The sequence below is a fragment of the Frankia alni ACN14a genome (assembly GCF_000058485.1).
GTDB classification, from domain to species: Bacteria; Actinomycetota; Actinomycetes; order Frankiales; family Frankiaceae; genus Frankia; species Frankia alni.
In genome coordinates, this window is sequence record NC_008278.1 from 6,863,652 (window position 1) to 6,889,781 (window position 26,130).

The following is a 26,130-nucleotide window of genomic DNA, read 5'->3' on the forward strand; positions in this document are numbered from 1 at the left end:
CACAAACCACCGCGCGGGATGGGGTAACCAGATGACAACTGCCCGGTCAGCCGCCTTCGGCTACATCGCCGTCCAACACGCCGATGAAGCCGAGATCGAGCAGTTCCATGACGAGCTCATGGCCTACGCCAAAGACCACACCCTCGCCATCGTCGAAATCTACGTCGACCGCCGCATCATTCCCGGCAGCCTCCTGCGCCCCGGCCTCGACATCCTCATTAGCAGCCTGAAGGAATACGACAGCGCCCGCGTGCTCGTCCCCACCGCCGACCATCTCTCGCCCGCCGATAGCGTCCGCACCGCCATCCTCGCCCACCTCACCGCCCTCAGAGCCGTCGTGGTGGTGACGGCGTGACCATCTCCGGCCCGTCTCACCCGTCTACTCCCGACCCGAACCGCCACCCCCTGGCCCAGATCCGGGCCGCCCGCGGCTGGAGCTACCAGCAGCTCGCCCGCCTCATCGCCGCCCGCGCCCGTACCCAAGGCATCGGCATGGCCGCCGAACGACAGAAAGTCTGGCGCTGGGAACACCGGGGCGTCACCCCCGACCGCGCCACCCAACGCATCCTCGCCGAAATCCTCGGAGTGCCGCCCGAGCAGCGCGCCGCCCGCCCCTGGCCCGCCTGGCTCCCCACCGTCCAACCCGCCCCCTGCGCCTGCGACAACGCCGAGCTGCGGCGGGAGCTGGCGGAGGCCCGCGTCCGCCTTGCCGAGCTCACCTGCCAGGCCCAGCAGCGGCCGGCGTGCCGCACGTTGCAGCGGCAGAGGTAGCAGAGGAGACCGGATGATGTGCTGGCAGCAGAGCTGGACCCCGGCGAGCTGGTCATCGTACTGGTGCCAGCCGGCGTAGTCATCGCGCGTCAGGTAGCCGTGCCAGCCGGCGAGTACTCCGGTGGCCTCGATCGCCTCCGACGAGTGTGAGCTGATCGCCGCGTACCACATCAGCCCGGGTGTCGGGGTGCGGACCACCAGCAGGTGCGGGCTGCCCGACGGGACCGTGCCGGTGGCCTCGTCGAGGATCCGGCGTAGCACGTTGACCGGCGACTCGTCGCCGCACAGCACCGCCTCGGCGCGCAGCGCTGCCTTCATCGCCTCGTCGAACCCGGCGGCCGCGAGGTCCCGGGCGAGCCGCTCGTCCGCGCGGGCGACGAACCCGGCCGAGACCGGCACCCCGAGCAGCGCACAGACCACCATCGCGGCCCGCTCGCCGGGCATGTTGCGTCGGACGCGAGCAGCACCGCCGCCGCGTGCAACCGCGGCCCGTAGGACACCGTGCCCACCGCCGCGTTCCGGACCCCCGGTACCGACCCGGCCCTGACCTCCCGACAGCAGCCACAGCGCCGCCGCGGCAGCGCCCACTCGACCTTTTTCAGCACCGGGTCGAGCAGGTACCAGACCTGCGCCCACCTGTCCGCGAGCACCTCGGCGCCAGCCAGGTCCGCCCGGCACGACGAGCACTCGGCCGGCGGGTCCGTCGGTAACGACCGGTCCGGCTTCGCCTCTCGGCGCAGCCCCGACCCCTTGCGCCCCCGCTACCCGCCCGGCTTCTTCTCCTTCGAACGGACCCGCTCCGAAGCCTGCCGCCGCCCGGCCTTCCGCTTCTCCTTCGCGCCGATCGGCTCCTTTGACGGAGGCGTCGAGGAGTTCGCACTGTCCATCGACACCCGCCGTCGCAGCTCGGCGACCTCCAGCTCAAGATCGCCGATCAAGTAACTACCGCGACGTGTCCCCTCAACACAAACCCCAAGGTCAGCGACCTACGGCCGCTCACCCCTCAATGGACACTTGACTATGTGTCGACTGAAATAAATATTCGACTCTAATAGAGACCACTTCACAGCCGCCCTTGAGAGAGAGTTGAGCGTGGCACATAAGCCGTGGCTTCGTAGCAATATCTATCTCCTTCGGCGCGAATCAGGGCAGTCACTCACAGATCTTGTCGAGCTTGACGAAAACCCTGATAAGCGGATCGACAGGTACAATCTACGCATTGATGATCAACCGGCACTCCTGGTTCACGCCTCCGTCTCTCGAAGCCAGGCTCGCTGGTCAAAGTCCCTAACCGCATTGACTGGGGCAGAAATAGCAACGGGCAGCAGCAACCCCTCCGCCGTACTCCTGATAGATCTCGACGGACCCGTGTTCGCGCTCTGCTATGGCACGACCGGCATACATATGCTCAGCCAGCACGCAATTGAACAGGGGTTCGGGCTTCGAATCGCAATACGCGTACTCGAAGCAGAGAAGATTCGCCAGCTTACGCGTCTCTCGCTCGATAGCCGGGCACGCGTTGACCGCAGTTCAGTAGCTGGTGGGCAGGAGGTAGGTGGATTCGGCGTCGAGACATTCGCCGAGATTGTCAACCGCATCGCGGGCAGGACAAGTTCCCTGAATATCAGCTATGCGCGGGAGCGAGCCGTTTCGTTCTCCCTTGAAGGAGCGGACGGCCTTCGCCTCTATCTTCCCACCGATCCGCTTGCACTGATCGATGACCTCCGTGGGCTGCTCGATGTTCTTCGGCAGCCACCAGCCGAGGGACTCGAATTTATCGAGAAGGTGGAGCGGCTCCGTCGCAAGGACCGCCGTATTCCCGGGCTGGATCGCCGCCTCGCCGAGGCTCTCGACGCTCCGGGCCAGCGTGCTGTCGGCCTCAGTGTGCCCGGTCCGTATCTCGATGAGCAGGAGGAGATACAATCATACGAGCTCAAATTAGGGCGTAATCGCCGAGTAAGTGAGGAAGTAGAGCTTGAACAAATTCTGGGGTTAGTCGCTAAGATCAATCCGGAAGGGCGCCGAGCAGCTCTTCGCCGAGGTCGCATTGTGGGCTGCACCGACCGCGATGGCATGGAGCCCTGCGGACAGCCCACCGCAGCCGAGTTATGGGTTACGGCAGAGCTCCCTGGAGAGACGCCCGAGGACCCGCATCGCTACGTATTTCAGCAAGGTCACTGGTACGAAGTCCACGGGCAGGAGTACCTGGACTTCCTTCGACGCGAAGTGGAAAATATCCTCGATGCTCGCCTCCCTTGGAGCCTCCCGCCTTGGCCTATGGACCGCAAGACGGGGCGTCGGATTCACGAAGGTTGCTACAATCGCAAAGTCGCCGAAGCCGATGAGAGATTTGTCCTTCTCGACAAAAATTTGATTCGCTCGCCGACGCATCCAACCGGATTTGAAACATGCGATCTTCTTGGCCCGGACGGCGAACTCATACATGTCAAGAAGGCTGACTCGTCAGCCCCTCTCAGTCATCTTTTCAGCCAAGGATTGATCTCCGCCGACACACTCTGCATCGATCGTGTCGCAGTCGACCAATTAAAGGCAAAGATCTCTGCTGTAAGCCCGAATCACGCGCACCTCGTGGAGCGCCCTCGCGCCGTTGTCTATGCGATTCATCTAGCGGGCGGGATGCTGACACCCGAGTCACTCTTCACCTTCGCCACTATAGCACTCGTTCGAGCCTACCGCCACATTTACAGCAGGCTTGGGATTCCTACCTATGCGATCGGAATTCCATCGACTCCCTGAGTCTGATACTGTCCCCGATGCTTTCATCCAGGAGTTACTCGCTTCGCAACAATGGTAGATCTCCCGCTACGCAATGACTCCTCTATCGCATCGGCAACGATTTGAGTTCCGGTCCCGCGTGAGCCGATCCATCCGTCCGCCATAAGCTGCGTGAAGATGGTATTATTCAAGTATCGTGGAATGTTCTTCAGGGCCAATCTTCGACCTCCGCGTGGACCCTTCATTGAATCGTCGTCGAGGAGCTCCTTAAAATCTTTTTGCGGCAGATAGAACCCTGGAGAAAGATCTCCCGACCTGGGGCTGAACGGCGTTGGCGTACAGAGTTTAATAAGACACGGAGTGGCGAGAAGACGTGGATCGGCAGCGACGTCCTCCGAGCATTTTTTGTCGACCTCGGCCATCCGATCGAGCTGTTTTTCAATGTGATTATCGGGGCGATATATCCATTGCCCACCATCCTCACCGCCTTCCATTCTCTTGTATTGCACAAGAACAAAACAGCGATGGTTCTCGTGGTAGTAAATAAAATCGACGCCGAGAGTTTCCTCTACAGGAGTTCTATTGGCAGAGTACACGTATAGCCGATGATCTCCTTCGGGGCCCGGCCTCCGTAGCATGCCCCACCCATAATGGAGTGTCGGCTCTTGGATTGAATCAGCGAAATTCATCAGGTCGTGCTGGATCAGCTGATCCTCGATCAGCCAGCCCGACATTCCGCTTAAAAATGGAACTGAAACCTGCGGATCGACGGGCGGTCGCCATGAAGAAAGCAATTCGCGTCGCTTAAAACCTGCAATGTCTAGAGCTATGCCAAAGGCATCTCGCTCCATCTCAAGAATCTCTCCAGCGTTACCCGGAGGGCCCTTTTCGGCGAGAAGATTAAACAGCTCTGCGATCACAGTAATGAGACCGGGACGTTCCTCTACAACGGCTTCTTGAAGACGCTCGGATTGATTTTCTGTAAGGGGGCCGTCGTCGTCGAGAAAGGCATGCGGTCCGCGCAAGGACTCGCGGATATCCTCGATGCGAAGCGGGGGATTTATTTGTCTAAACTCATCAACCTCAATTTTGCGTTCATAATCCGTCACCCGACGCCCCGGGTCGACAAGACCAATGCCCAACAGCTCGCCGGGTTGGGTAGAGCCCGAGACAAAGAATGCAACGCACCAACGTCGTGGGCTCCACTCTCGGTGCGGATACGCGAAGGTACGGCTGGCCGCAGGTAGACTCGCGCCGGTGAGCACCGAACGGATGATGTCATTGCAGCGCACCAGCGCAGTCACAGCCACAAGAGACATATTATTGGACTTAGCGAGCTGCGGCCACTACTTGAAGATCGCTGATGCGAGAGCAACCTCCACCGCAAATGAATTGGCTGAGTGTCGGGCTTCCCAGCGAGCCGCGGAACCACCCAAAGCATCAGTGGCTTATATCCATCCCCGTTGCCGAGCCAGGTTGAGGACCCGGCCGTCGCCGACGGCGAGCCCACCACATGTTCTCCGTCACGCATTGTCCGGAGCCGATGGCAGGAAGGGCGATTGGCGGCCGGTCCAGGTGATCCGGAGGTGTTCGCGGGCGCGGGAGCCGGCTACGTAGGCGAGGCATCGTTCCTGGGCCAGGCGCCGTTCGAGTTCCTCGGCGTCGTCGACGTCGCTGACGGGGAACGGCAGGATGTCCTCCTCGAAGCCGATCAGGGCTACCGCGCGGAATTCCAGGCCCTTGACCCGGTGCATGGTCACCAGCCGCACGCCCGGCCGCACGGCGTCGTCCGGTGAGTCGGAGGCGAGCACGAGCACGTCGAGCCCGGCGCCCCGCAGTGCCTTCTCCGCTTCCTCGACCAGTTGCCGCGTCCGCGCGACCACACCGATCTCGTTCGGCGAGATCCCACCGTCGATCCACTCCTGGACCGCCGACGCCAGAGCGGACAGTTCGTCCTCGCGCCGAACAAAGCCGCGGGTTCTCGGCGGCGGTCCCGTGAACTCCGAACGCGCACCGGCCAGAGTGTCCGCCGTGTCCTCCAGGTCGTCGACGGTCATGCCCGCGATCACGCCCATGCACCAGCGGAGGATCTCCCGGGAGGTGCGGTAGTTGACCGTCAACCGGCGGGAACGTCCCCGCGTCTCGATGCCGAGCGCCGACAAGGTGACCTTGTAGGCGTAGATCCGCTGGTGCGCGTCGCCGACCAGGAAGATGTCGTCCGGTCCACTCGGCACCACGTGGCGAAGCAGCCGCCAGTGGGCCGGATGCAGGTCCTGCGCCTCGTCGACGACGGCGTGCCGGTACACGACCCCGCTGGTCGGCACCTGCGCGGCCCGGCTCGCGATCTGGGTGAAGGTCGTCCGCTCGTGCGCGTCCAGGAGCAGGGCGAACCGCTCGAAGATCTGCCACAGGGCGGCCCGGTCGATCCGGCTGAGGCGCCGGCCCCGGCCGGCCCGGGTGGCCTTGAGGTAGGTGGCTCGGTCGGTGATGCCCTGGGCGAGGACGACGGTCGACCATTCCGCGATGAGGAAATCGACGGACCAGGCGGTCGAGGCGGCGTTCCCGGCGCTGGCGGTGCTCGCGGCGGCCTGTTCCCACAGGTCGCGGATCTTCTGATCGGTGTCACCGAGGACGGTGACCTTGCGGATCTTCTCGCGGTCCGTGTCGGTCGCCGCGAGCACCCGGCGGGCCAGGCCGTCGACGGTCAGCACGTCGACGGTCTGCAGGATCGCCGGCCCGGCCAGCTTGACCAGGTTCTCCTTGATCGACTGGGCGAGCGTCCGGGTGAAGGTCGTGAACAGGATCTTGTCATTCGGGTAGGCGCCCGCCAGGTGCACCGCCCGGTGCAGAGCGGTGACCGTCTTCCCGGTGCCGGCCCCGCCGGTGACGCGGAACGGGCCGCCGTAGCCGTGCCGGTAGGCGATCCGGCGCTGCAGCGGATGCAGCCACACCCGCCACTTCTCGAACGAACCTTCCAGGACCGCCCGCAGATCCGCCTCGCTGGCAGGGTTGGAGAAACTCAGCCGCGACAACGGCCGTTCCAGCGCGACCAGCACGTCGTCGGTGGCGGTGGCTGGTTCGCCGGCTTCGTCACCGACGAGGTCTGCCCAGACCTCGTCGACGCTGCGACCGGCCGCGAGGTCGAGCACGGCGTCCGCCTGGGCGCGGGGCAGCTTGCTGGCGACGTCGAGCAGGCGGTCCTCGTCGGCGATGCGCAGCAGGTCGCCGGCGACCGTGCTGTCGATTCCGAGCCGGACCAGGTCGCGTTCGCGCAGCGACCCGAGGATCGGCGGCTTGCCGGCCGGGACGGGATGCGCCACGGCCGTCGCGGTCGCCTCGCTCAGGGCCAGGGTGTCGGTCAGTTCGAGCGCGCCGGTGACCTCGTTGATGCCGAACCGGACGTGGCTGGCGAAGGTGTAGGCGTCATCGTGCGGTTTGACCGCGGCGAGGACGAACCCGGCCGACTTGGGCAGCTCAAGCAGCACGGCCCGGAAGTTGTCGTTGACCCGCGCTGTGCGCACCCGCCGGTCGATGGCGCCCTTCGGCTGTTTGAGGTCGAGCCCGGGTGTGTCGGGGGCGCGCTGGAGCTTCATCAGGAAGTCCATGACACGGGTCTTGATGCTGCCGTCCAGAGCGTCGTACGACGCCTGGAACAGGTCCGACAGGATGACGCTGACGGTCACCGGGCCTCCGCCTCCAGGTCGTTGCCTTCATTGGGCCGGCCACCCAGCCGGTCGATGATCTGGGCCGCTGCCGGTCCCGGATCGGTTCCTTCCTGCCATGTCACGATCAGCCAGCCGCCGGCGTCCAGCCACGCGTCCCGGGCCGGCTCGGCGTCCAGGACCACGGCCACCCGGTCGTCGGGCCAGGCGAGTTCGAGCTGCCAGGCCGCGTTGTCCGGTCCGACCTCCCAACCAGGCTCGGGCACGGAAAGATCCGGCCGACCGCGAACGAGGACGAGCGCGAGCGGCCGCAGCGTCGGGTCGACCAGGTCCAGCACCGGTTCCCAACCGGCGGGCAGCACCGCCAGACCGGGCTCGCTGCGGGGAGCCACCGCCAGCGGATGCAGCGACGGATCGTAGGTGTCGGCTTCCCGGACGGTGACGAAGTCCGCGAACTGCCGCGAGGCCACACTGTCCGAGCGGGGGCGGGGCAGGAACTGGGCGAGGTTGGCCCACCGCAGCCAGTCGATCCACGCGGCGCGATGTTCGGTGCCACCGACGACCTCGTCCCGATCGTCGAGAACGCCCACCAGCCCGACCGTACCGGCCACGTCGCCGCGCTCGGCCATCACGTACAACGGGCAGCCCCGGCGCGAGGTCCGAGCCGCCCACACCATCGATCCGGTGCCAGCCGCGCCAGGGGCGCCAGGGGCGCCGACCCCCGGCGTGCTGCCAGCACCGGCAGCCGGCGGCGAGGGGTCACCGCGCCCCGCGGCGGCCAGGTGGCTCACCAGGCCGGCCCGGGTCAGCACCGAGGGCAACGTGGTGCTCGACGCGACGAGGGCCAGGGCTGCCGCCACCGCCGCCTCCGCCCACAGCGCGGCCTCCGGATCGGTCAGGTAGGTGACCAGCATCGTCATCGGGTTCCCCCAGACGACCGGCAGCCGCGGGTCAGCCACCCGCTCCCGGATCCGGTTCTGCGTCACGACGTCGACCAGGTTGTCGTCGACGTCCGCGCCCGCGCCGAGGTCGTCGAGCATCCGTGCGAAGCCTTCGACGTCGTCCCACGTCAGCGACCAGACCCGGTAGCCGGCGGCCCGCAGGGAGCGCCGTTGCCGGGCGTCGCGGTCGGTGAGGTTGTGCTCGACGGAGGCGTGGTAGCGCCGGCCGTCGAGGTAGACGGCGATCGGCAGGCTCTGCGCGTCCTGCCGGGTGAACAGGAAGTCGGGGATGGTGCGCCCGGCGGGCAGGTCGACCGGCACCTGGGCCTGCATCCGCCACCGGATGGCGCCGCCGTCGAGCAGCCGCAGCCGCAGGTCGAGCTCGGGGCGCCCGGCCGGCCCGGCCAGCGCCGTCGCGGAGCTGTCGGCGCCGGCCTGCTCGGCTACCCAGCGGCGGACGAGCTCGGCGAAGCGCAGCTCGATCTCGGTCAGTTCGACCTGGTCGATGTTGATGTCGGCGACGCTGGTGATCTCGTCGATGTCCCAGTGGTCGAGCACCTGGCCGAGCAGGTCGAGCGCGACGGCCCGGTCGGCGTACTCGACGTCGCGGGATTCGACGACGCCGAGCAGGCAGCGGTGGCAGGCCGCCCGGCCCTCGAGCCGGCACGGGCAGTCGGTGAGATGGGTGCGCGCCGCGGTCAGCAGGGCGCGCAGCCGCTCCGGATCGCCGACGCGGTCCAGGTAGCCGGTGCCGCCGGGCACCATGTCGTGCAGGACCAGGTAGCGCCGGGTGCCGCCCTGCCGGTCGGGCATGCTGACCGCGACCACCCGCAGGTGCTGCGGGTCACCGCCGAAGTCGTGGCGGAGCCCGAGCAGCAGCGCGCCGGTGAACGACACCAGCCGTTCGGACACCCGCAGGGTGGAGACCGGCAGCAGCAACCGGACCGCCTGGGTGGCGAGATCGTGGTGCAGCAGCAGGTCCTCCCACCGCTCGGCGGTGCCCCCGCGGGTCGCGCACCAGCCGCGGTGCCGGGTGGTGCCGCGCGGATTGTCGGTCTGGCTGCCGTTGACGACCCCGCAGTAGACGCAGGTCGGGAACCGCGGTACCTGCACCTCCTCGCCGGCGATGGACAGCCGCTGCCCGAACCGGCCCCGCGGCCCGACGTTGATCCGGCGGACCACCGCGCGGCGCACATACTCCGCGCCGAAGGCGACACCGCTCAGCCGCCAGGCCCGCGTGACGTGCTCCGGGTCGACGTCGACGCTGGACACCAGGGTGAACGGCACCCGCTCCCGGTCGTCCGCGTCATCGTCGATGACGGAGTCGTCCCGGCTGTGCAGCGCGGACACCCGGCGCAGCGGCAGCATCCGGTGCACCGCGCCGGTGTCGGCGACGCCGCTGCCGCCGCAGCGGGGGCAGGTGGAGACGGCCGCGTCGGCGTCCGAGGTGCCCCACCCGCAGTTCGGGCACAGCCGCCACGCCTGCCACAGCGGCTCGTCGAGCGGTCCGATGTCGACGGCGTCGATGCGGATCCGCTGGCCACGGGCGTAGAAGGCTGCGCCGGGCGCGAGCTCCCCGACGGCGGTCATGCTGCCGCGCTCGTACTGGTATTCGGCGGTCTGGTACTCCTTCTCGCCGTCGTCGGTGGTCCACCACAGCGAGACGTCGAGGACGGTCCGGTCGTCGATCAGGGTGTAGTTGGGCAGCAGGCCCATCTGTTCCAGGCCGGTGAGCAGCGGGGTGTCGCGCATCCGGTCGAGCATGAACCGGACGGCCTTGCGCTCCCCGATCCAGCGGCGGCGGTCGGCCTTCTGCTCGTCGTCGAGGTGACCCAGCCGCTCCAGATCGTTGATCGCCTGCTGCAGGGTGACCAGACGGTCACCGAGTTCGCGTTCGCGCCGGAGCCAGTCGCCGAACGCCCGGGAGACCATCCCTTCCACCCCGCCGGCGGCGAACTGGTGGACGCTGTCCCGGCTGGCGGCATCCAGGTGCGGGCCGAACAGGTCGAGGAAGCCGTCCGCCAGGTCCGCGGCCGAGGCGGCGATCGCGTCGAGCAGCCGGCGCATCCATCCGCCGGGGTCGAGGCCGTGCCGGACGAGCTGGCCGGTCAGGTTCGGCGGCGGGCTCGGCAGCACCAGGTCGCCGGCGGCGACGCGGTCCAGGCAGTAGGCGAAGAACTGCCGGTAGAGCAGCTCGGTGGCGTTCAGGTAGGCGCCGGGCGGGGTCACCTCACCGTCGAGCAGATGCGACGGCTCGGCGAAATAGTAGAGATCCCGGGGCCCGCTGGGCACCCCGGCGAGGACGAGCGCGTTGCCGGTCGCCCGCCCGGCCCGGCCGACCCGCTGCAGGTAGCTCGCGGTCGTCCGCGGCAGCGACGCCAGCGTGACCGCGCCCAGGTCGCCGATGTCGATACCGAGTTCCAGCGTCGGCGTGCAGGCGAGGATGTTCGGGTCGATGGGTGAGCTGTTCGCCTTGAACCGCCGCTCGACGTCCTCCCGCAGGGCCCGGTCGAGCAGGCCGGTGTGCTCGTGGGTGACGATGCGCCGCACCCGGCCCGAGCGGTACATGCCGCGGTAGAAGTTGGCCGGCTCGCCGGCCTCGGCCGCCAGCACCCCCGGGCAGCGGAACCGCGGGCAGGGCGCGCCGTCCACCACCGCCCGGCGATGCGGCGCGATGGGCTGGACGTAGCGGCACACGCCGCAGCGCATCCGCGCCCGCCCGCCGGCCAGCGCGTCGTCCTCGACGGGCAGCAGCAGGATCCGCTCCGGATCCCAGCCGTACACGACGGCTCCGCTGCCCGTCGTCCGCCGTGCCCAGACGCCGACCTCGTCGCCGGCCAGCATCGCGGCGACCCGCAGCAGCAGGGCCTTTCCCTCCCGGGCCGGCACGCCGAGGCAGCGCACGGTCCAGTCGGTGAGCCAGGTCGCGGTGTCCCCGGACGGGTTGAGGGCGGCGAACTGCCGCCACCGTCCGCCCGAGCCGGAGGTGAAGAACGTCGGCGCCGCCATGCCCCGGGGGAACTTCGGCATCCCCTTGCGGCTGCCGCCCCAGATCGGATAACGGTCACCGTCGCGGTTGACGTAGGTGACGAGCGAGTCGTGCATGATCCCGCCGCCCGTCCGCAGCCGGTCGAGGAGGCCCCACAGCCACGGCACGTAACCGGCGGGCTCGGGCAGCAGGCCGTCCAGGCCCCGCTCCGGCAGCTGCTCGTGGACGGCCCGGGTGAGCAGGGCCAGCCTGTCGAGGTCGACGTCGTAGTCGACGGCGACCGCGCCGGTCAGCTCCAGGGTGCGGCCCAACCGGCTGCGCAGTCCGAACTCGAGTTGGGCCTGGAAGGCCAGCCGGCTGTTCAGGATGCGGCGCAGGGTGGCGGTCGGCCGGTGCAACCACTCCCCCTCCAGGCCGAGCCGGCGGGGGAAGTCCGGCGGGGTGACCGCGTACAGGTCGGCGGCGGGGGCCCCGGCCAGCCCGCGGGCGACCGCGTGCAGGCTCGTCGGTCCTTCCCCGATCGCCCCCAGCAGCACCGACCGCAGGTTGAACTGGAACGCCCGGCCCTCGATGAAGGCGGCCCGGTGCGCGGCGTCCTGCACCGAGTCGGTGAAGACCAGCGTCTTCTTCTCGGCGTTGGCAGCCAGATCCGAGCCGAAGAGCTGGGTCAACGCGACGCTGACGAGGGTGGCGACGCTGGAGCCGAGGAACCGGACGGCGTCGTCGGCCCCGCAGGCCGGGCAGCGCTGATCGGCGGCGGCCTCCGCGTCCGGGGTCGCGAGCACCGGGATCGTGCCCTCGTCCGGGGTGTCCAGCAGCTCCAGCGTGCTCGTCACCAGGTGGCGGACGTCGGCCTCGCCGTCGCGGGCGAGCAGCAGGGTTCGCACCCGGGCCCGGTCGCGCACGCTGGCCTGCCACACCTCCAGCGGCGAGCGGCGCAGCACGTTGCCGACCTCGGGCGCCACCGCCTGCCAGCCCGACCGGCCGCAGTGCCGGCAGTAGGCGGCCGGCAGCCAGGTCCGCTCGATCTCCAGTGCGCCGTCGTGCCACCAGGTGAACTCGGGGCGGGTGTCGACGGCCCGCAGCATCCGCCGGATCTCCCGGATCCACAGCTGCACCTCGACCTGCAGCAACGGCCGCGGGTTGCCGGCGCTGTCGCGCACCCGGGCGTAGGAGAGCAACGCGAGGAAACGCAGCAGCGCGCTCGCGACCTCGTCCGGCCGCTCGGCCTTGCGCACCCCCCAGGACAGCACGCCCGCCTCGGCGACCCGGTCGACGGCGTCCCGCAGGGTCAGCGGGGTGGCGGACAGCGCCTGCAGGGCGGCCCGGGTGATGAAGTGGGTCCGGAGCCGCTCGCCGAGCACCACCGGGTCGGTGAGGTCGAGTCCGCCCCCGTCGGCAGGGCCGGAGGGGCCGGGGGCGCCGGGGGCGCCGGGGGCACCGGGGGCACCGGCGCCGCTGTCCTCGTGGCCGGCGAACACCGCGGCCAGCTCCGCCCAGCTCGCCGGCTCGTCGGCGGCCGGTTCGGTGACGGCGACGACCTCGTCGGGCTTCGGCACCGGCAGGGTGAAGTCGATGCGGTCGACGACCTCGGCGGGGTCGAGGCGATCCTCGCCGATCAGCGCGTCGGCGTCGAACGGGGTGCCGAACACCCGCTCGGCGAAGACACGCATGTCATCGCGCCGGGTGCCGCTGCCGAGCGTCGCCGACGTCGCCACCGGGATGACCCGACCCAGCGGCCGCCCGGGCTCCGCGACCCGCAGCGTCGCGCCGAGCCGGCGGAACAGCATCGCCACATCGGTACCCTGGGCGCCGTCGTAGGTGTGGAACTCGTCGAGGACGACGAACCGCAGCGACGCCGCCGACCGCTGCCACAGCGTCGCGTCCTCGCGGCGCAGCAGGAGGAAGTCGAGCATCTTGTAGTTCGTGAGCAGGATGTCCGGCGGGTGTTCCCGCAGCACGTCCCGCCGGTCGACGAGATGCTCCGGTGAGCTGGCGGCGTGCGTTCCCGTGCCGCCGATGTAAACGCCGGCGGTCACCCGGGTGAGTGCCGGCTCGTCGTGCAGTAGGCGGGCGATGCGGCGGGCCTGGTCGGTGACCAGGGCGTTCATCGGGTACAGCAGGATCGCCTTGATGCCGTCCTCGCCGCGTTCCCGGGCCCGGCGGCAGTGGTCGAGGATCGGGATCAGGAACGACTCCGTCTTCCCCGAGCCGGTCCCGGTGGTGACGATCGTCGGCTGGGCGTTGTGACCGTCGGTGGACAGCCGCTCGAACGCCCGGGCCTGGTGGATGTGCGGCCGGAAGTCCCGCGGCAGCCAACCCAGCGGTGAGCGCCAGTTCTCATCCACCGACCGGAACGGCGTGCGCAGCCGCAGGTACGGGCCGCGGAAGATGCCGTGCTCGCGGTCCTCCAGGAACTGCCGCAGCGCCGCCCTGGCCTCGTCATCCGCGAGCGCGAACGTCGTCGTCAGGTATTCGAGGACCCCGGCCCGCGTCTCCCCCGCCAGCAACGACGGAATCACGCGCCGGCCCGCTCGACCGCCCCGCTCGGCGTCCCCGCCAACTTCACCCCACCCGGTGGTTCCGCCAGCTCCGCCCCGGTCTCCGGGTCGAGCCCGAGCCGCCGCGCGAACTCGGCGTAGGCGGCCCGCATCTCCGCCTCCCGATCCGGCTTCCGGAACGGCCCCCGATACCGATCCGCCAACTCCGGCGGCGCATCACAGTCCAACCCACGATCCGCAACCCAGGCATGCAGGATCTTGTAGTCGTCCTTCTGCTGCTTGACCCCCATCGCGTGGTGATCCTTCGCGATCTTGCGACCCTGGGCGTCGAAGTACATCGCGTACTCGTACTTGCGCAGCACCGCGAACTGCGCCCGGTACATGAGGCACAACTGCTCCGCGGTCAGCCCGAGCATCAGCGCCGCCAACGCGTCGATCTCCACCAGCGCCGCCCGCCGATCAAAGTCGAACCGCAACGGCGTCGCCATCGTCCACTCTCGCTCGGCCACCCCAAGCGCCGGCCGGTCCGTAAACGGCGGCGTCCACCCGTCCTCGGCAAAACCCGTCTCATAAAGTTCTTCCCACAACGGCGCGTAGTCTGCCGTCAGGCAATTCAATCGCAGAGCCCGCGAGGCAAGCCATGGCCTCGCGGGGTGGCCGATCGGTAGCGGAAAGCGATCAACCGTCTCTTTGGCGACTTTGCTCATACCGCTCACCTTGACGAGATAGTCATACGGCAATGAAGACCATAGACCTGCATTGATCACCGTATTGTGTTTGCTTTCAAGGGCCAGAGAGTGGACAGCGTGAACATGAGTCGGCCCTGGCGGAATGATTGCCGCATGAAGCGACCGCTCATTGTCGGCGCTGACCATATTCCGCCAGGCTAGACGCCAAACATCGGTGAAGGGTCGGCCATCCCAAAGACTTATCGCTTGACGGAAGGTTGCAATGTCACATGCGCGCCGATAGTTCGTGCGGGGTAGAACTTCCCGATCCAGGGCCTCAAAATCAAATGGAGAATAGTCTTTGTTGCTTCTACAATTCAAGTTGGGTTGCCGTGCGAGTGGCGTCGCGGAAGTGAAGTGAGGCCCTTGTAGTATTACGCCATCCCACGATCCCGGTAGATGGGTGTCCCAAACTATATAGCCATCCTTCTTTGCTTGACCTTCATCCCAGCAAAGAGACCAGTTAAATCCGATGTCCGCAAGCCGCACTCGTTGTCGTGAGATAGCCTCCAATATTTCCTGATGCTCGGCCACGAGAGGCCGCATGAGTCGGGCCTCGGTCCAAGGTGACCCTGGTGGGTCAAAAAGTCTTCCCCAGATCTGCAGAGTCTTCTCGTCGACACGAACGATACGCGAAGAGTGAGGTCGAAGGTCCCAGCCGCCTTGCGGAAACTGTATTCCCGGTATTTCCCCAAAGCCGTCGTGAACTAGAGATTCGTCAAGGATTTCGGGCCGGACAATTCGCGCAATATTTCGGAACTCGACAACTCTTGGTTGACCATAGATATTTACTCCAAATGATTCCTTATTGTCCACTTCCGCAAAAAGAAGAAGATTGTTGCCGAATTGCGCGTGGAGGCGGAGGCGCCGATACGCCTCCATGCGCAATGTGCCCGCTCGAGGATCCGAGTAATGCCCTTCAGGATGCAATAGACCAGAGATGCCAATCGCACTACTGGAGCGCCAAACTCGCTCAACGAAATTCGTATAAAGATTTATCTTAAGACCGGCGAGGACTGGATGGTCAACCGTCGAGCCGACATGCTCCGTTAGGCCCACCCAAGATGTCACATCGTTCAGATAGCGGGCCGTGCGGCGCTGCGAGGCTAGCGCTACCTTTCGATGGTCCCGGAAGACGGCGTCCGGAATCCTATCCTCAAGTTTGAAGAAGGGGTCGAACTCGGCTAGAGCCGTATCGTCTTCCCAGGTGGGGCGGACCCAGGGGGGGTTGCCTACCTGGAGGTCGAAGCCGCCTTGCTTGAAGATGTGGGCGTAGTCGAGTTCCCAGTGGAAGAAGCCTTCGCGGTCGGCGATCTCGCGGACGATTCCGAGCCAGGGGCGGGCGAGCATCGTCTGGAGCACCGGCTTCATCTGGTGCATGATTCGCTCGTTGTCGTCCGCGTCCTGAAGGTCGGCGAAGGACTCGATCTCGCCGAACAGGCCGAGGCGGTCGCCCTGGGCCTTCCGGGCCGCCTTCGGCTCGGTGCCGAGCAGGTCCTCGAGGGTTGCGATCCATTCGTCGAGGCTCGGCGGCGGTGCGTCCGAGTTCAGCGGCCAGAACCACAGGGCGCACCAGGCGTCCATTACCAGGCGCAGCCGCCGATAGGGCCGTTCCGGATCGTTGAGGGCGCTCTCGACCTCCTGGCGGGAGACGGCACCGGCGGTCTCGGGCAGCCGCTCCGCCTGCCAGACGTCGATGTGCCGGGCGACCTCGCGTTCGCTGATCTCGAGCCGGCGGATCGTCAGCTCCCACAGCCGCTCGACCCGGCGGGCCAGGGCTCGCAGCCGGCCGAGCTGACCGATGGCCGGCTTCTTCTTGATTTCCTTCGACCACAGCTTCAGGGCGTCGGCGGCGTCCTTGGCGAGTTCCTTGGCCTGCTTGGTCTCGGCGACCGCCCCCCAGCCGTGCGCCGGCAGCAGGAAATGGTGGATCTCGCCGAACTCGATGTCGCCCTCGGCGAGATGCCGCTCCGTCGGCGGCGTCTTCAACCAGCTCTGCTTCGCCTTGTTCAGAGCGGTGAAGTCGTAGGTGGCGCGCCGCGCGCCGACGAGGGAGTTGCCGCGCCGCAGGTGCAGGCCGAACCACGGGCCCTGCAGACCCGGATGCATCACGTTCAGCCACAGCGAGACCTCGGCGAGCTCGACCGCGGTGCGGTTCAGGTCGACGCCGTAGCAGCGGTGCAGCGCGAGGTGGGCCTTGACCTTCTGCAGCTCGTCGGCGTACTGGTCCGGCGGGATGGAGGTCTTCAGCTCCTCCTGACGCCGCTCCAGGTACTTACGGGCGAGCTGGTTGATCGCCTCGTTGAGGAAGGCACCGCTGCCCAGTGCCGGTTCGCAGATGGTCAGGTCGAGGATTCGCTGCGCCTTCCATTCCTCGTCGTCGGGCAGCAGCTCGGCCAGGGAGTGCTTCACGACGCAGCGGGTCAGCACCTCGGGGGTGTAGTAGGAGGCGCTGCGCTGGCGGTCGCGGCCGGAGAGCCGGAAGACGAAGCTGCCCTTTCGGTGCGTGATCTTCCGTCGGTGGCCGGTCACCGGGTCGACCCGCATCACGAGATGCTTCTCGTCGTACTCGCCGGCGCGTTCCGCCGGGACGAACCAGGAGCCCTTGTCCGGCTCCCCGTCCTTGGCCAGCTCGATCATGTCCCGCTCAGCGAAGAAACCGCTGTAGGACATCAGGCCCTCGTAGACGGCGCCGAGCTGGTTGATCCCGAGCTGCGCGTAGGAGACGAAGCCGCGGTCGCGGCCCTTGCGTTCCTTGGACAGCAGCAGCAGGGCGAGGATCTGCTGCAACGCCTCGTTGCGCAGCGGCAGCGTGTCGACGAGGGGTGCGTGCCCGGGGTCGAACAGGTCGGACTTCAGCGGCTCGAAGCGCAGCCCGTCGTCGGCCCGGTCGTCACCGGCGCCGTTGCGGTAGCGGTGGCCGTTGTTCACCAGGCCGAACAGGAGTTTCAGCGACTCGTGCAGGTGGCGGCCGTCGCGCATGGCCGGGGAGGTCAGCTTGACCTGGAGGAGGTCCCGCAGCCGGTCCAGGCCGTAGCCGGCGCCGTACTCCGGCGCGCCGACCGGCAGCACCCCCAGCTCGGGCCGGGCCTCGGCATACAGCAGGAACAGGATCCGGTAGAGGAAGCGCAGGCTCTGGGCGACCAGTTCCCGCGGCAGCTCCGGGAGGTCCTCCACCGGCAGGCCCTGGGCGCGCCGCTGGGCGACGACCTCGTTCGCCAGGATCTCGACGGACTCGCGCAGGCCCTCCCGCAGGTCCTTGCTGACGCCGACCGCGTGCTTCACCGACTCGTCGAGGTAGCCGTCGAGGCGGGAGGCCGGCTCGTCCCCGGCGGGGAGCAGGACGTCCGCCGACCACAGCCCGGCGTGCCAGGCCAGCTCGCCACTGGCCGTGTCCTGCCGGCGGGCCAGCGCCGTGTCGGCGTCGAAGACCAGGTAGCGGCCCTCACTCCAGCGTGCGGCATCGGTCAGCAGGAGCCACCCGCCGGCGACGACCATCGCGTACCGCGGCGGGCTCGCCGACAGGAACAGCGTGGAGAGCGCCTCGGTGACCGCGGCGATCTCCTGGACGTTCTCCGCGCTGCGGATCACCCGTAGGGGCCGCAGCAGCCGTCCAGCGCCGTCGCGGTCGAACAGGTCGTCCTCGCCGGCCGCCGGAAGGGCCTCCAGGATGTGCAGCGCCTCGCCGCTGTGGCTCTGGGCGCGGACGGTGAGGGGGACGGCCAGTTCCAGGCCGCCGTGCTCGGTCGTCAGCTCCTGGCGCTTCACATCGAAGCCGGCCGCCGTCAGCAGCAGGTCGTGCAGCGCCCCGGCCGCCTCGACCAGCTCGGCCGCGCCCGCCACCGCCCGCGCCCGCGAGACGCGGGCCTCGGCGTCCTGGCGCGGTTCGGGGAGCCGACCCTTCGCCTTGGCGAACGGGCCGGACGCGGCAACCAGCCCCCGCAGCGGGCTGGGCTTGCCGTGCGCGTCCCGCTCGGACCATTCCTTCGTGAGGGTGCGCAGCTGTCCCGGGAAGACCGAAGCCAGCCAGTGGTCCGACAGGAACTCGCCGACGTTGTGGATCGAGTCGAACACGGCTTCAGCGCTCCAGGGGGACGATCACGGCGACGACGCGAACCAACGGGTCGCCGCTCGGGGTCAGGGAATCGATCAGGCGCTCGGCCTCGGAACGCTCACCTGCGATGCGCTCGCGGGCGAGCCGCTGGCGTCCGGTGGAGGTCAGCTCCAACGTGAGCTGCTCGGCCTGGTCCGCCCACTGGCCGAGACGTGCCTTCTGCTGCGCGATCCGGTCCGCGATCCGCCCGTCCCGCTCGGCCCGCAGCGCCTCGAGATGCCTCCGTCCGGCGTCCAAAGCGGCGGGTACCAGGGGTTGCAGCTGGGCTATCCAGGCTCTCGCCCGACCGGAGTTGGTCGTGCCCGCCCGGATGCCGGCGGCCTCCAGCACGCCGGTCGCGTCGCCCACGACGGGGGCGTCCGGCAGCCCGGAGACCGCACCCCAGTGCACGATCACCGGCTGGCCGCGCTCGTTGCACCAGACGCCCTGGGTCAGGAACACCGGGGTCTCGACAGTGCCGGCGAGCACCGGCGTCTCGTTGCGGCCGAGCTGCGCCAGCGCCCGGTCGGTGACCCATTCCAGCACCGGATGCTGCGGGGCGAGGTACTGCACCTCGGGCCATTCGATCCGGTCGTCGTCCCGGGCGGCGGCGAGGCTGGCATCGGCGAAGCGGCGGCTGGTCGTCACCTTCAGCCGGGTGGTCACCGCCCGGTCCGCCAGGTAGTCCGCGGGCAGATCGTCGAGTCGACGCTTGAGGTCCTCCGGTGGCGCGAACGCCAGCAGGCCGGTGTCCGCCTCGTGGCGCAGGTCGTAGACCTGTTCGGGCGGTCCGTCGGACACCTCGGCGAGCGCCTCGGTGAGGTAAGCAGCGTCCGAGTCGAACAGCGTCCGCTCGGTGACAAGCGGCGGCGGCGCCTCGGCCGCGTGCGTCCCGCCGAAGGCGAGAAGCTGCTCGAACGGGTCGAGCGCCGCCGGCTCGGGATCCGGGACCACCGTGTCGATGTCCGCCCGGCTGCGCAGCACGTCCCGGACCCGGTCCTCCTCGATGTCCTCGTCGTGCACCCCGAGCAGGGAGCCGGCATCGCCGAGCACCGTGTACGCGGCGTGTTCCTTCGCCAGCAGCTTGGTCAGCACCCGGATGTCGCTGAGCACGTCGGGGTTGTCCGAGGCCATCGCCAGCGCTGCGATCCGCGGGGTGCTCAGCTGCATGTACCGGTCGATGCGACCGTTGCGCTGCTGGATCCTGATCAGACTCCAGGGAAGATCAAAATGGATCAGGTCGTGACACTGGCGGTGCAGGTTGATGCCCTCCGAGGCCAGGTCGCCGGCGAGCAGCAGCCGCGTCGTGCCGCCGGCCAGGGCGAAGTCCTCGATGGCGTCCTGCAGGAGGTTGTCCGGCACCTTGCTGTGCATGATCGCGACCGCGCTCGGCGGGATCCCCAGCCGGCCCGGCACCTCGTCCCGCAGCCACTCGAGGGTGTCCACCCGCTCGGAGAACACCACCGCGCGGGTCGGTGAACCGGCCCCGACCCCGATCTTGCGCAGGTGGGCGACCAGGGCCGCGAGCTTCGACGAGCCGTCCTCCTCCGCCTTCGCGGCCAGCTCGTCGAGCCGGTCGAGGGCGTCTCGCTCGCGACTCACCGCCGGGTCGGTCGCGGTGGCGCTGCGCAGCGTGCGCCGGCGGGCGTCGATGCTCGCCCGCAGTGCCGGGGTCGAAGAGAGAAACGCCTTGAACAGGTTCCAGGGCACCAGCGACCGGCCCGCGCCCGACACGGGCGACCGTCCGCCCTCGGGCCGCAGCCACACCGCGGCCAACTCGTCGAGCACCGCCTCCTCGGCGGCCGTCGGCGGCACCGCCTGCACGTCTGTCGGCTCGCGCTTCTTCCAGTTGTGCGCGACCTCCAGGCGGACGTCGTCCGAGCCGCGGTGGCGGTGGACGTAGAGATGCGCGATGTCCTGCTCGGTGTAGGCCGTCGGATCGGCTACGGCTGTCGGGTCCAGCAGGTTGATCAGCTCGGCGAATGACTCCGGCTTGCCGTTGTGCGGGGTGGCGCTGGCGAGGATCAGCGCGTCGGCCTGCTTCGCGAGCAGGCGGGCGACCTCGTTGTTCTGGGTACCCCGGTTGATCAGATTGTGGCACTCGTCGATGACGACCACGTCCCAGCGCTGACCGGCCAGGTGATGCTTGTAGCGGTCCGGGTTCTTCAATGTGTCGATCGAGATGATCGCCCGACGGTAGTAGCTGAACGGGTTGCGCGACGCCGGCAGCTTCTGCCGAACCTGCTGGATACCCGGGGTGTCGAGCCGGACCAGCGGGATCGAGAAGCGGGTCCACAGCTCCCGCTGGAACTGCTCCAGGATGGCCCGCGGCGTGACGACCAGGATGCGTTCACCCCGGCCGCGCTTGATCAGCTCGGCGAGGATGATGCCGATCTCCAGCGTCTTGCCGAGCCCGACCGCGTCCGCGACCAGGATGCGTGGACGCAGGTTCGACAGGGCCCGCTCGGCGGGACGCCGCTGGTAGCTCAGGTCGTCCAGCAGGGCCCGGTGCCCGACCGCGATCCGCGCGTCGTCCAGCGGAAGCGGCGTCCGCCGCAGCAGCGCCTCCAGCCACAGCCGCGAGCGACGGAAGCCCGGACTGTCGTCCGCGACCAGCTCGGTCTGCGCGGGATCCAGCGGGACGACGTCGTCGATCCCGGTGAAGAAGACCGCCTCGGTCTCCCGCACGAACTCCGAGACGCCGATCGCCTCGATTCGCTGGCCGTCCGCGGAGGTATCCACGACCGCCTTGACCAGCCATTCCTCGTCACGAACGACGACCTGCGTGCCCGGCGTGATCAACGACGGCATCTGCTGCCCCCCGGCTGAGCGACTATCCGCGAGCAACGACCATATTCGCCTGCCTAATCCCTTCTGTACGCGGATCGCTCCATCCGGTCCGCGCACGAGCCCGAACCCGCGATCCGCGAGACGCCAGGGGTTCCCGCCGCCGCGCGACCCCTCCGGCGGGCATGGCGGCGCCCGCTTGGGGCCAGCACGCCCGAAAAGATGGCCTGAACTGCGCATTTTTCAAATAGCGGGTGTCAGTAGAGAATTCAGAATCGTTCAAGGCGGGAACGTTTGTTCGACCTCGAAATCACGATGCGTCGTGTGGCGCGGCAACGGGCGCTACCCTGTCCAACTTCGACTAAGCCCAGCTCAAGGCGGGTGAATCGGTGAGTCAGAGCTCGAAGTGCGTAGCTGCGCCCGCGTGGCCGGACGGGTCGGTGGGCGGTCCGAGCTCGGCGTGGAGGGTCGCGGCGTCAGCTTGCAGGCCGAGGGCGGCGCCGAGGAGCCGTGCTCGTCTGCCCTGAGCCCAGTCCGGCTCTGTGGACGCGGGTAGTCCGCCCGCCGCCCGGAGCGTGCGTAGCTCGAAGGCCAGCTCAGCGTTCGGTCGGCTGGCCAGGTGGTGGATCTCGGCGCGGTCGAGGAGGTGCACGGTGCGCTGCCAGTCGTGGCGGGCTCCGGGCGACGGCGGATCGGCGTAGGCAGCCGGGTCAACGTCGGCGGTCTCGCAGAGCCGGGCGAGCCGATGGTCGACGATGGCGAGACCGTCGCGGATGGCACCATGGTCGATCGCCGCCAGGGCCCGGCTGAGGGCGGCGGGGGTCGATCCGGCGTCGAGGAAGGCGTGGATTGCTGCGGTTGCGCGTTCGGCCGCCGGACCACGGATGTCCGGCCGGCCGGTGGGGTGCAGCGCCGATGCCCATGCCTCGACGAGAGCGGCGGCGAGGTCGTGCTGTTCCTCCCAGCGGTGGCGAACGTCGCCGTCGTGGTCGTCGGGCGGTGGCGGTCCGGGATCTCCCGGTTCGAGGTGAGCAGCGTGGCGCACCTGGTAGATCGCGAGACTCGCCACGGCGTCGTCCCAGGCCCGGCGGACCGGTCCACCCGCGGGACGAGGTCCGATGCGTTCGAGCAGGATGGCCGGTGGATCGGCGAGCGACGCGGCGGCCACGGCGGCCTCCGCGGACCGCTCCGCCCGCGCGAGCACCACCGGATCGATCTCTTTGCCGTCCCCGTCAAGCGCCCTCGAGGGCCAGTCACCCGCGCTGTTCGCGCCGGGTCTCGCGCCGTTCGCGCCACGATCCACCTCCACCGCGCCGCGCCCTGCACTGACCGCGCCGATGATCGGATCGCCATCCGCGCCGAGGAGACCGCTGTTGTGCGCGCCGGGGCGCGACCTGAACGACGGGGTCCTGCTGGATTGCCCACCGCCGGTGGCAGGGCGGAGTTGGCGGCGCAGGGCGGTCAGCTCGGCCAGGGTGTACTCACGGCGCAGCTGGGCGACGGCCGCCGCGGCCGGGTCGAGGGCCTGGACGAGCCGGTCGGTCCGGGAGGCGGCCAGGCGGCCGGCGAGCCGGTCGAGCGGGTCACCGCGGGTGGGTACGACGGGCAGCAGATCCTCGGTGTCGCCCGGCGCAGCAAGCTCGTCACTGTCGATGAGGTAGGCGGCCAGGTCGGTGCGGGCGCGCGAAAGCATGACGTACAGGCCGGGTCGGCTCGTGCGGTCAGTGACGACCGGTCGGGCGGTGGCCATCGTGCTGCCCTGCGCCTTGTGCGCCGTGATCGCGTAGGCGTGCGTCAGCCCGCCGTCGCGACCGTCGGGGAAGACGTGGGTGAGGTAGTCCCAGCCGATGCTCACGACGCCCTTGCCGGGGAAGTCGACAGTCAGCGTCCGGCCCTCCGGCCGGTCGTCCGTAGCCGGCCCGGAGTCGATGGCGAGGACCGTCCCGATCGTGCCGGTGCGGATGTAGGCCGACGCCGGTCTGCCGGCGGGGATGAGCGTGTGGCCGGCCTGGGTGAGGGTGATGACCTCGTCGCCGACGTGGAACCGGCGGCCGGCGACCTCCAGGAACAGGTCCGGGTCGAGCTCACCGGCCTGCATCCGGCGAAGCTGCGCGGCCCGGTTGAGCCACTCGACCGTCCCGTGATCGCCCGCCATCATCCGCGGCAGATCGACGTGCCGCGAGTGGTCAGCGCCGCGCCGGCTCCTCCCCGGCGCGTGGTCCGCGCCGGATGCCGCGCCGACTCTGGCGCGGTTCGCGTCGACTCTGGCGCGGTTCGCGCCGGTGGCCGCGCTGCGGACGGTGCTTCGTTCGTCGTGCCAGTCCTCGACGATGGCGGCGAGCAGGCTCGGCCGGTCGTGGAAGCGGTGGAGCCGGCCGTCGGCGGCCAGCCGCGCCATGGCGCGGCGCACCTGGTCGGGTGCTCCAGCGCGCAGGCCGGCCAGGGCGGCGCGCACCCCGTTCATGCCCGCTCCGGCCTGGCGATGCACGGTGGTCAGGGTCGCGACGTCGGGCAGGGTGGCGGCGAGATGGGCGAACCAGCCGCCCGGGCCGATCGCGCCGAGCTGGGCGGGGTCGCCCAGGGCGAGGATGACCGTGCCGGTGTCGGTCGCGTAGCGCAGGAGGCGCGCGGCATTGCGGGTGGTGACGTGGGTGGCCTCGTCGAGGATGAGCATCGTGCCGGGCGGCCAGATGTCTGCCGGCCGGTCGGCGTGGTCGAGGAGGGTGAGCCAGCCGGCGACCACCCGACCGTCGATGCCAAGCCGGCCGGTGAGTTCCTCGGTCTGCCGGCCGCCGTGCGCCGCTCCCAGCACGGTCCGCCCAGCGTCCCGTAGTACGGCGACCAGGAGCCGCATCGCCTCGGTCTTGCCCGAGCCCGCCGGTCCGACGAGCACCCGAACCAGATCGGTGGAGGTCAGCAGCGCCCGGACCGCGTCCACCTGCTCAACAGCCAGCACCGCCGGCTCGACGTGCCCCGCGCCGTACTCGCGGCGCGGGTCGAGGTGCCCCGCCAGGGCGGCTTCCAGCTCGTCCGGTCCGATGAGCCGATGCTCCCGGCCGGCGTAGGCGGTGCGCCCGGCCTCGCAGAGGGCGAGCACGTTGTCCTCGGCGTCGAGGAGATCGAGCGTGGTGTAGATGGGTTCGGGATCGCGGCGCCGACGGGGGGTGTCCTCGTCGACCATGGCCAGCCGGGCATCGGCGAGGATGTGGGCGGTGAGCCGGTCGATGTCGGTGGCGTCGAGCCGGTCCACGCCCCAGGCGGCCACAGCCTGGGCAACATCACGGGCGGTGAAGGTCGCGGACCGCGCGGTGAGTCCGTCCGGTCCGGTGAGCAGCTCGGCGAGTTCGGCCAGATCGTCGGGGCCGATGGCCGTCGGCCGGTAGTCGGTCCGCGCGCCGGCTGCCAGGACGTCCGCCGCCGTCCATCCCGCGGCTTCGAGCCGGGCGTGCTGGGCGGTGCGGATCTCCGCGTCGGCCTGCGCCCGTTTCGGCGCCCGGGTCCCCCTCTGGACCGCCTCGCGTAGAGCCGGGCCGTCGGTTGCGCCGCTGGCGACCAGCTCGGCGAGTTCCGCGTCGATCTGCGCCCGCCGCGAGGAGAACACCGCCAGCAGGTCCGCCGGCAGCCCGGCCAGTTCGGCGACTCCGTTCCGGACCGGTCCCCACTGCAGCCCCCGACGGGCCGACAGTTCGTGGCGCAGCACCGCCGCCGCCACATAGCCGGCGGTCTTCACGTGTGCGTGCAGCAGCTCGCTGTCGACCGTCCGCCACACCATCCGAGGTCGTCCGGCGCCATCTCGCAGCGGCTCGCCGTCCTCGTCGAGGAGCGGGATGGGAACCGCGTTCGCCAGCACGGTGTGGATGTGCAGATGGGGTTCCTCGGCCCGGGAAATGTCGTGCAGGAAAGACACCCCGGCCAGGCCCACCCCAGGCCGGTTATGGCCGTCGACCAGCCCGACTCCGGCCTGCCGCTCCAGATAGCCGATCGCCGCATCCACCGCGACATTCATCGCCTCGGCGAGGTCACGCCGCAGGTCATCGTCACCGAATGCCCAGAGCAGGCTCACTGATTTCGGCGCCGAGGCGGTCACGTCGAATCCAAGCACCACCGTGGGCGGCTCGCGTTCCTCGAGGAAGCGGGCGAGTTCGTCGCGGTGCACCCGCCACCGGCCGGCGGAGTCCTTCGCCGCCGCCAGCCGATCCCGGTCCGACCCAGCGTCGGTCCCGTCGTCGTCGGCCGCCGGACGGCCCGCCGTGTCCGATGCTCCGGCGTCGACGGTCCCAGCGTCATCGCGGCTGGTCCGCGCCGCGAGCCGCCGCAGGTAACGTGCGCTGACACCGGCGATCCGGGCAGCCTCCGCCAGCGACAACCACTCGCCGGATCCCCGGCCGCCGTCAAGGCGCCTGCTGTGAGCGGCGCGGCCGGCCGATCCGGTCGCCGGCACGAGCGGTCTCCCGCTCGTGGCGTGCTGACCAGCGAGCAACCGGGCGAGGCGCTCGCGCGGCACAGCGGCTCCCGGCCGCAGGCCGACCAGCGCAGCCGCCGAACCCCGCGCGACCCCGCCCGTGTAGTAGCGCGCCAGGCCGGAACTCTTGGCCGACTGCGTACCGCCCACCGCGGCGAACCGGGCGGCCTCACCGGGCGTGCCGCCGTGCAGGTAGTCGACGATTCGCCACACCGCGCCCGCCACCGTCGTCCCGGCGGCGGCGCGCAAACCCAGCACCTTCACCGTGACAATCACCGGACGCGGCCTCCAACCCAAACCCGGGATGCACCCGACTCCGTTTATCCGCTCAACCAAGAAGGAAAGCAACGGGCTACTTCCAGGCCACCGGGTATCATTTCCGGCCGGCCCGTCCGTCTCGGTGATTGGAAATTCCGCTGAATGTCGTCGGCTGCTTTTCCGTCCGGCTCACCAAAGACAT

9 protein-coding genes and 1 pseudogene are annotated in these 26,130 nt (G+C 69.1%); 3 read left to right on the forward strand and 7 right to left on the reverse strand.

The window, feature by feature from the left end:
* Nucleotides 1-31: 31 nt before the first annotated feature.
* Nucleotides 32-355 carry a recombinase family protein gene (locus FRAAL_RS33615; RefSeq protein WP_011607369.1) on the forward strand — a complete coding sequence of 108 codons (324 nt, stop codon included), beginning with the start codon at nt 32-34 and terminating at the stop codon, nt 353-355.
* Entirely contained in the window at nt 352-771 is a 420-nt protein-coding gene (locus FRAAL_RS33620) for a helix-turn-helix domain-containing protein (protein WP_011607370.1), read from the forward strand. Before FRAAL_RS33615 ends, FRAAL_RS33620 begins: the two co-directional genes overlap by 4 nt.
* Before the next feature lie 6 nt (nt 772-777).
* On the opposite strand, the pseudogene FRAAL_RS32195 reads toward FRAAL_RS33620, so the two are convergent.
* A pseudogene (locus tag FRAAL_RS32195) lies at nt 778-1,700 on the reverse strand (IS66 family transposase); the annotation flags it as partial.
* A gap of 163 nt (nt 1,701-1,863) precedes the next feature.
* On the opposite strand from FRAAL_RS32195, the gene FRAAL_RS32200 reads away from it, so the two are divergent.
* The gene (locus FRAAL_RS32200) at nt 1,864-3,528 is read left to right on the forward strand and encodes a TIGR04141 family sporadically distributed protein (protein ID WP_157892241.1); all 1,665 of its coding nucleotides are present in this window, start codon (nt 1,864-1,866) and stop codon (nt 3,526-3,528) included.
* A 23-nt stretch (nt 3,529-3,551) separates the two neighbouring features.
* Here the strand turns inward: FRAAL_RS32200 and FRAAL_RS33350 are convergent, their stop codons facing one another.
* The 6 genes from FRAAL_RS33350 to mobF all read right to left on the reverse strand — a co-directional run bounded on the left by FRAAL_RS33350 (nt 3,552) and on the right by mobF (nt 25,946).
* Nucleotides 3,552-4,817 carry a hypothetical protein gene (locus tag FRAAL_RS33350; RefSeq protein WP_157892242.1) on the reverse strand — a complete coding sequence of 422 codons (1,266 nt, stop codon included), beginning with the start codon at nt 4,815-4,817 and terminating at the stop codon, nt 3,552-3,554.
* 213 nt (nt 4,818-5,030) lie between these two features.
* Nucleotides 5,031-7,190: a UvrD-helicase domain-containing protein gene (locus tag FRAAL_RS27615; protein ID WP_011607377.1), complete on the reverse strand. Its 2,160-nt coding sequence runs from the start codon at nt 7,188-7,190 to the stop codon at nt 5,031-5,033.
* Nucleotides 7,187-13,621, reverse strand: coding sequence for a DEAD/DEAH box helicase (locus FRAAL_RS27620; RefSeq protein WP_011607378.1), 6,435 nt, complete (start codon nt 13,619-13,621; stop codon nt 7,187-7,189). Before FRAAL_RS27620 ends, FRAAL_RS27615 begins: the two co-directional genes overlap by 4 nt.
* A complete protein-coding gene (locus tag FRAAL_RS27625) occupies nt 13,618-18,402 on the reverse strand; it encodes an Eco57I restriction-modification methylase domain-containing protein (protein ID WP_011607379.1) in 4,785 nt (1,594 codons plus the stop codon). Before FRAAL_RS27625 ends, FRAAL_RS27620 begins: the two co-directional genes overlap by 4 nt.
* Before the next feature lie 4 nt (nt 18,403-18,406).
* Nucleotides 18,407-21,232 carry an SNF2-related protein gene (locus FRAAL_RS27630; protein WP_041939873.1) on the reverse strand — a complete coding sequence of 942 codons (2,826 nt, stop codon included), beginning with the start codon at nt 21,230-21,232 and terminating at the stop codon, nt 18,407-18,409.
* A gap of 370 nt (nt 21,233-21,602) precedes the next feature.
* Entirely contained in the window at nt 21,603-25,946 is a 4,344-nt protein-coding gene (gene mobF / locus FRAAL_RS27635; protein WP_162137494.1) for a MobF family relaxase, read from the reverse strand.
* Between the last annotated feature and the right edge of the window lie 184 nt (nt 25,947-26,130).

Bases quoted from the DNA above. Each gene is read 5' to 3' on its own strand.
- FRAAL_RS33615 (WP_011607369.1), top strand. From the start codon at position 32: ATGACAACTGCCCGGTCAGCCGCCTTCGGCTACATCGCCGTCCAACAC.
- FRAAL_RS27630 (WP_041939873.1), bottom strand. From the start codon at position 21,232: ATGCCGTCGTTGATCACGCCGGGCACGCAGGTCGTCGTTCGTGACGAG.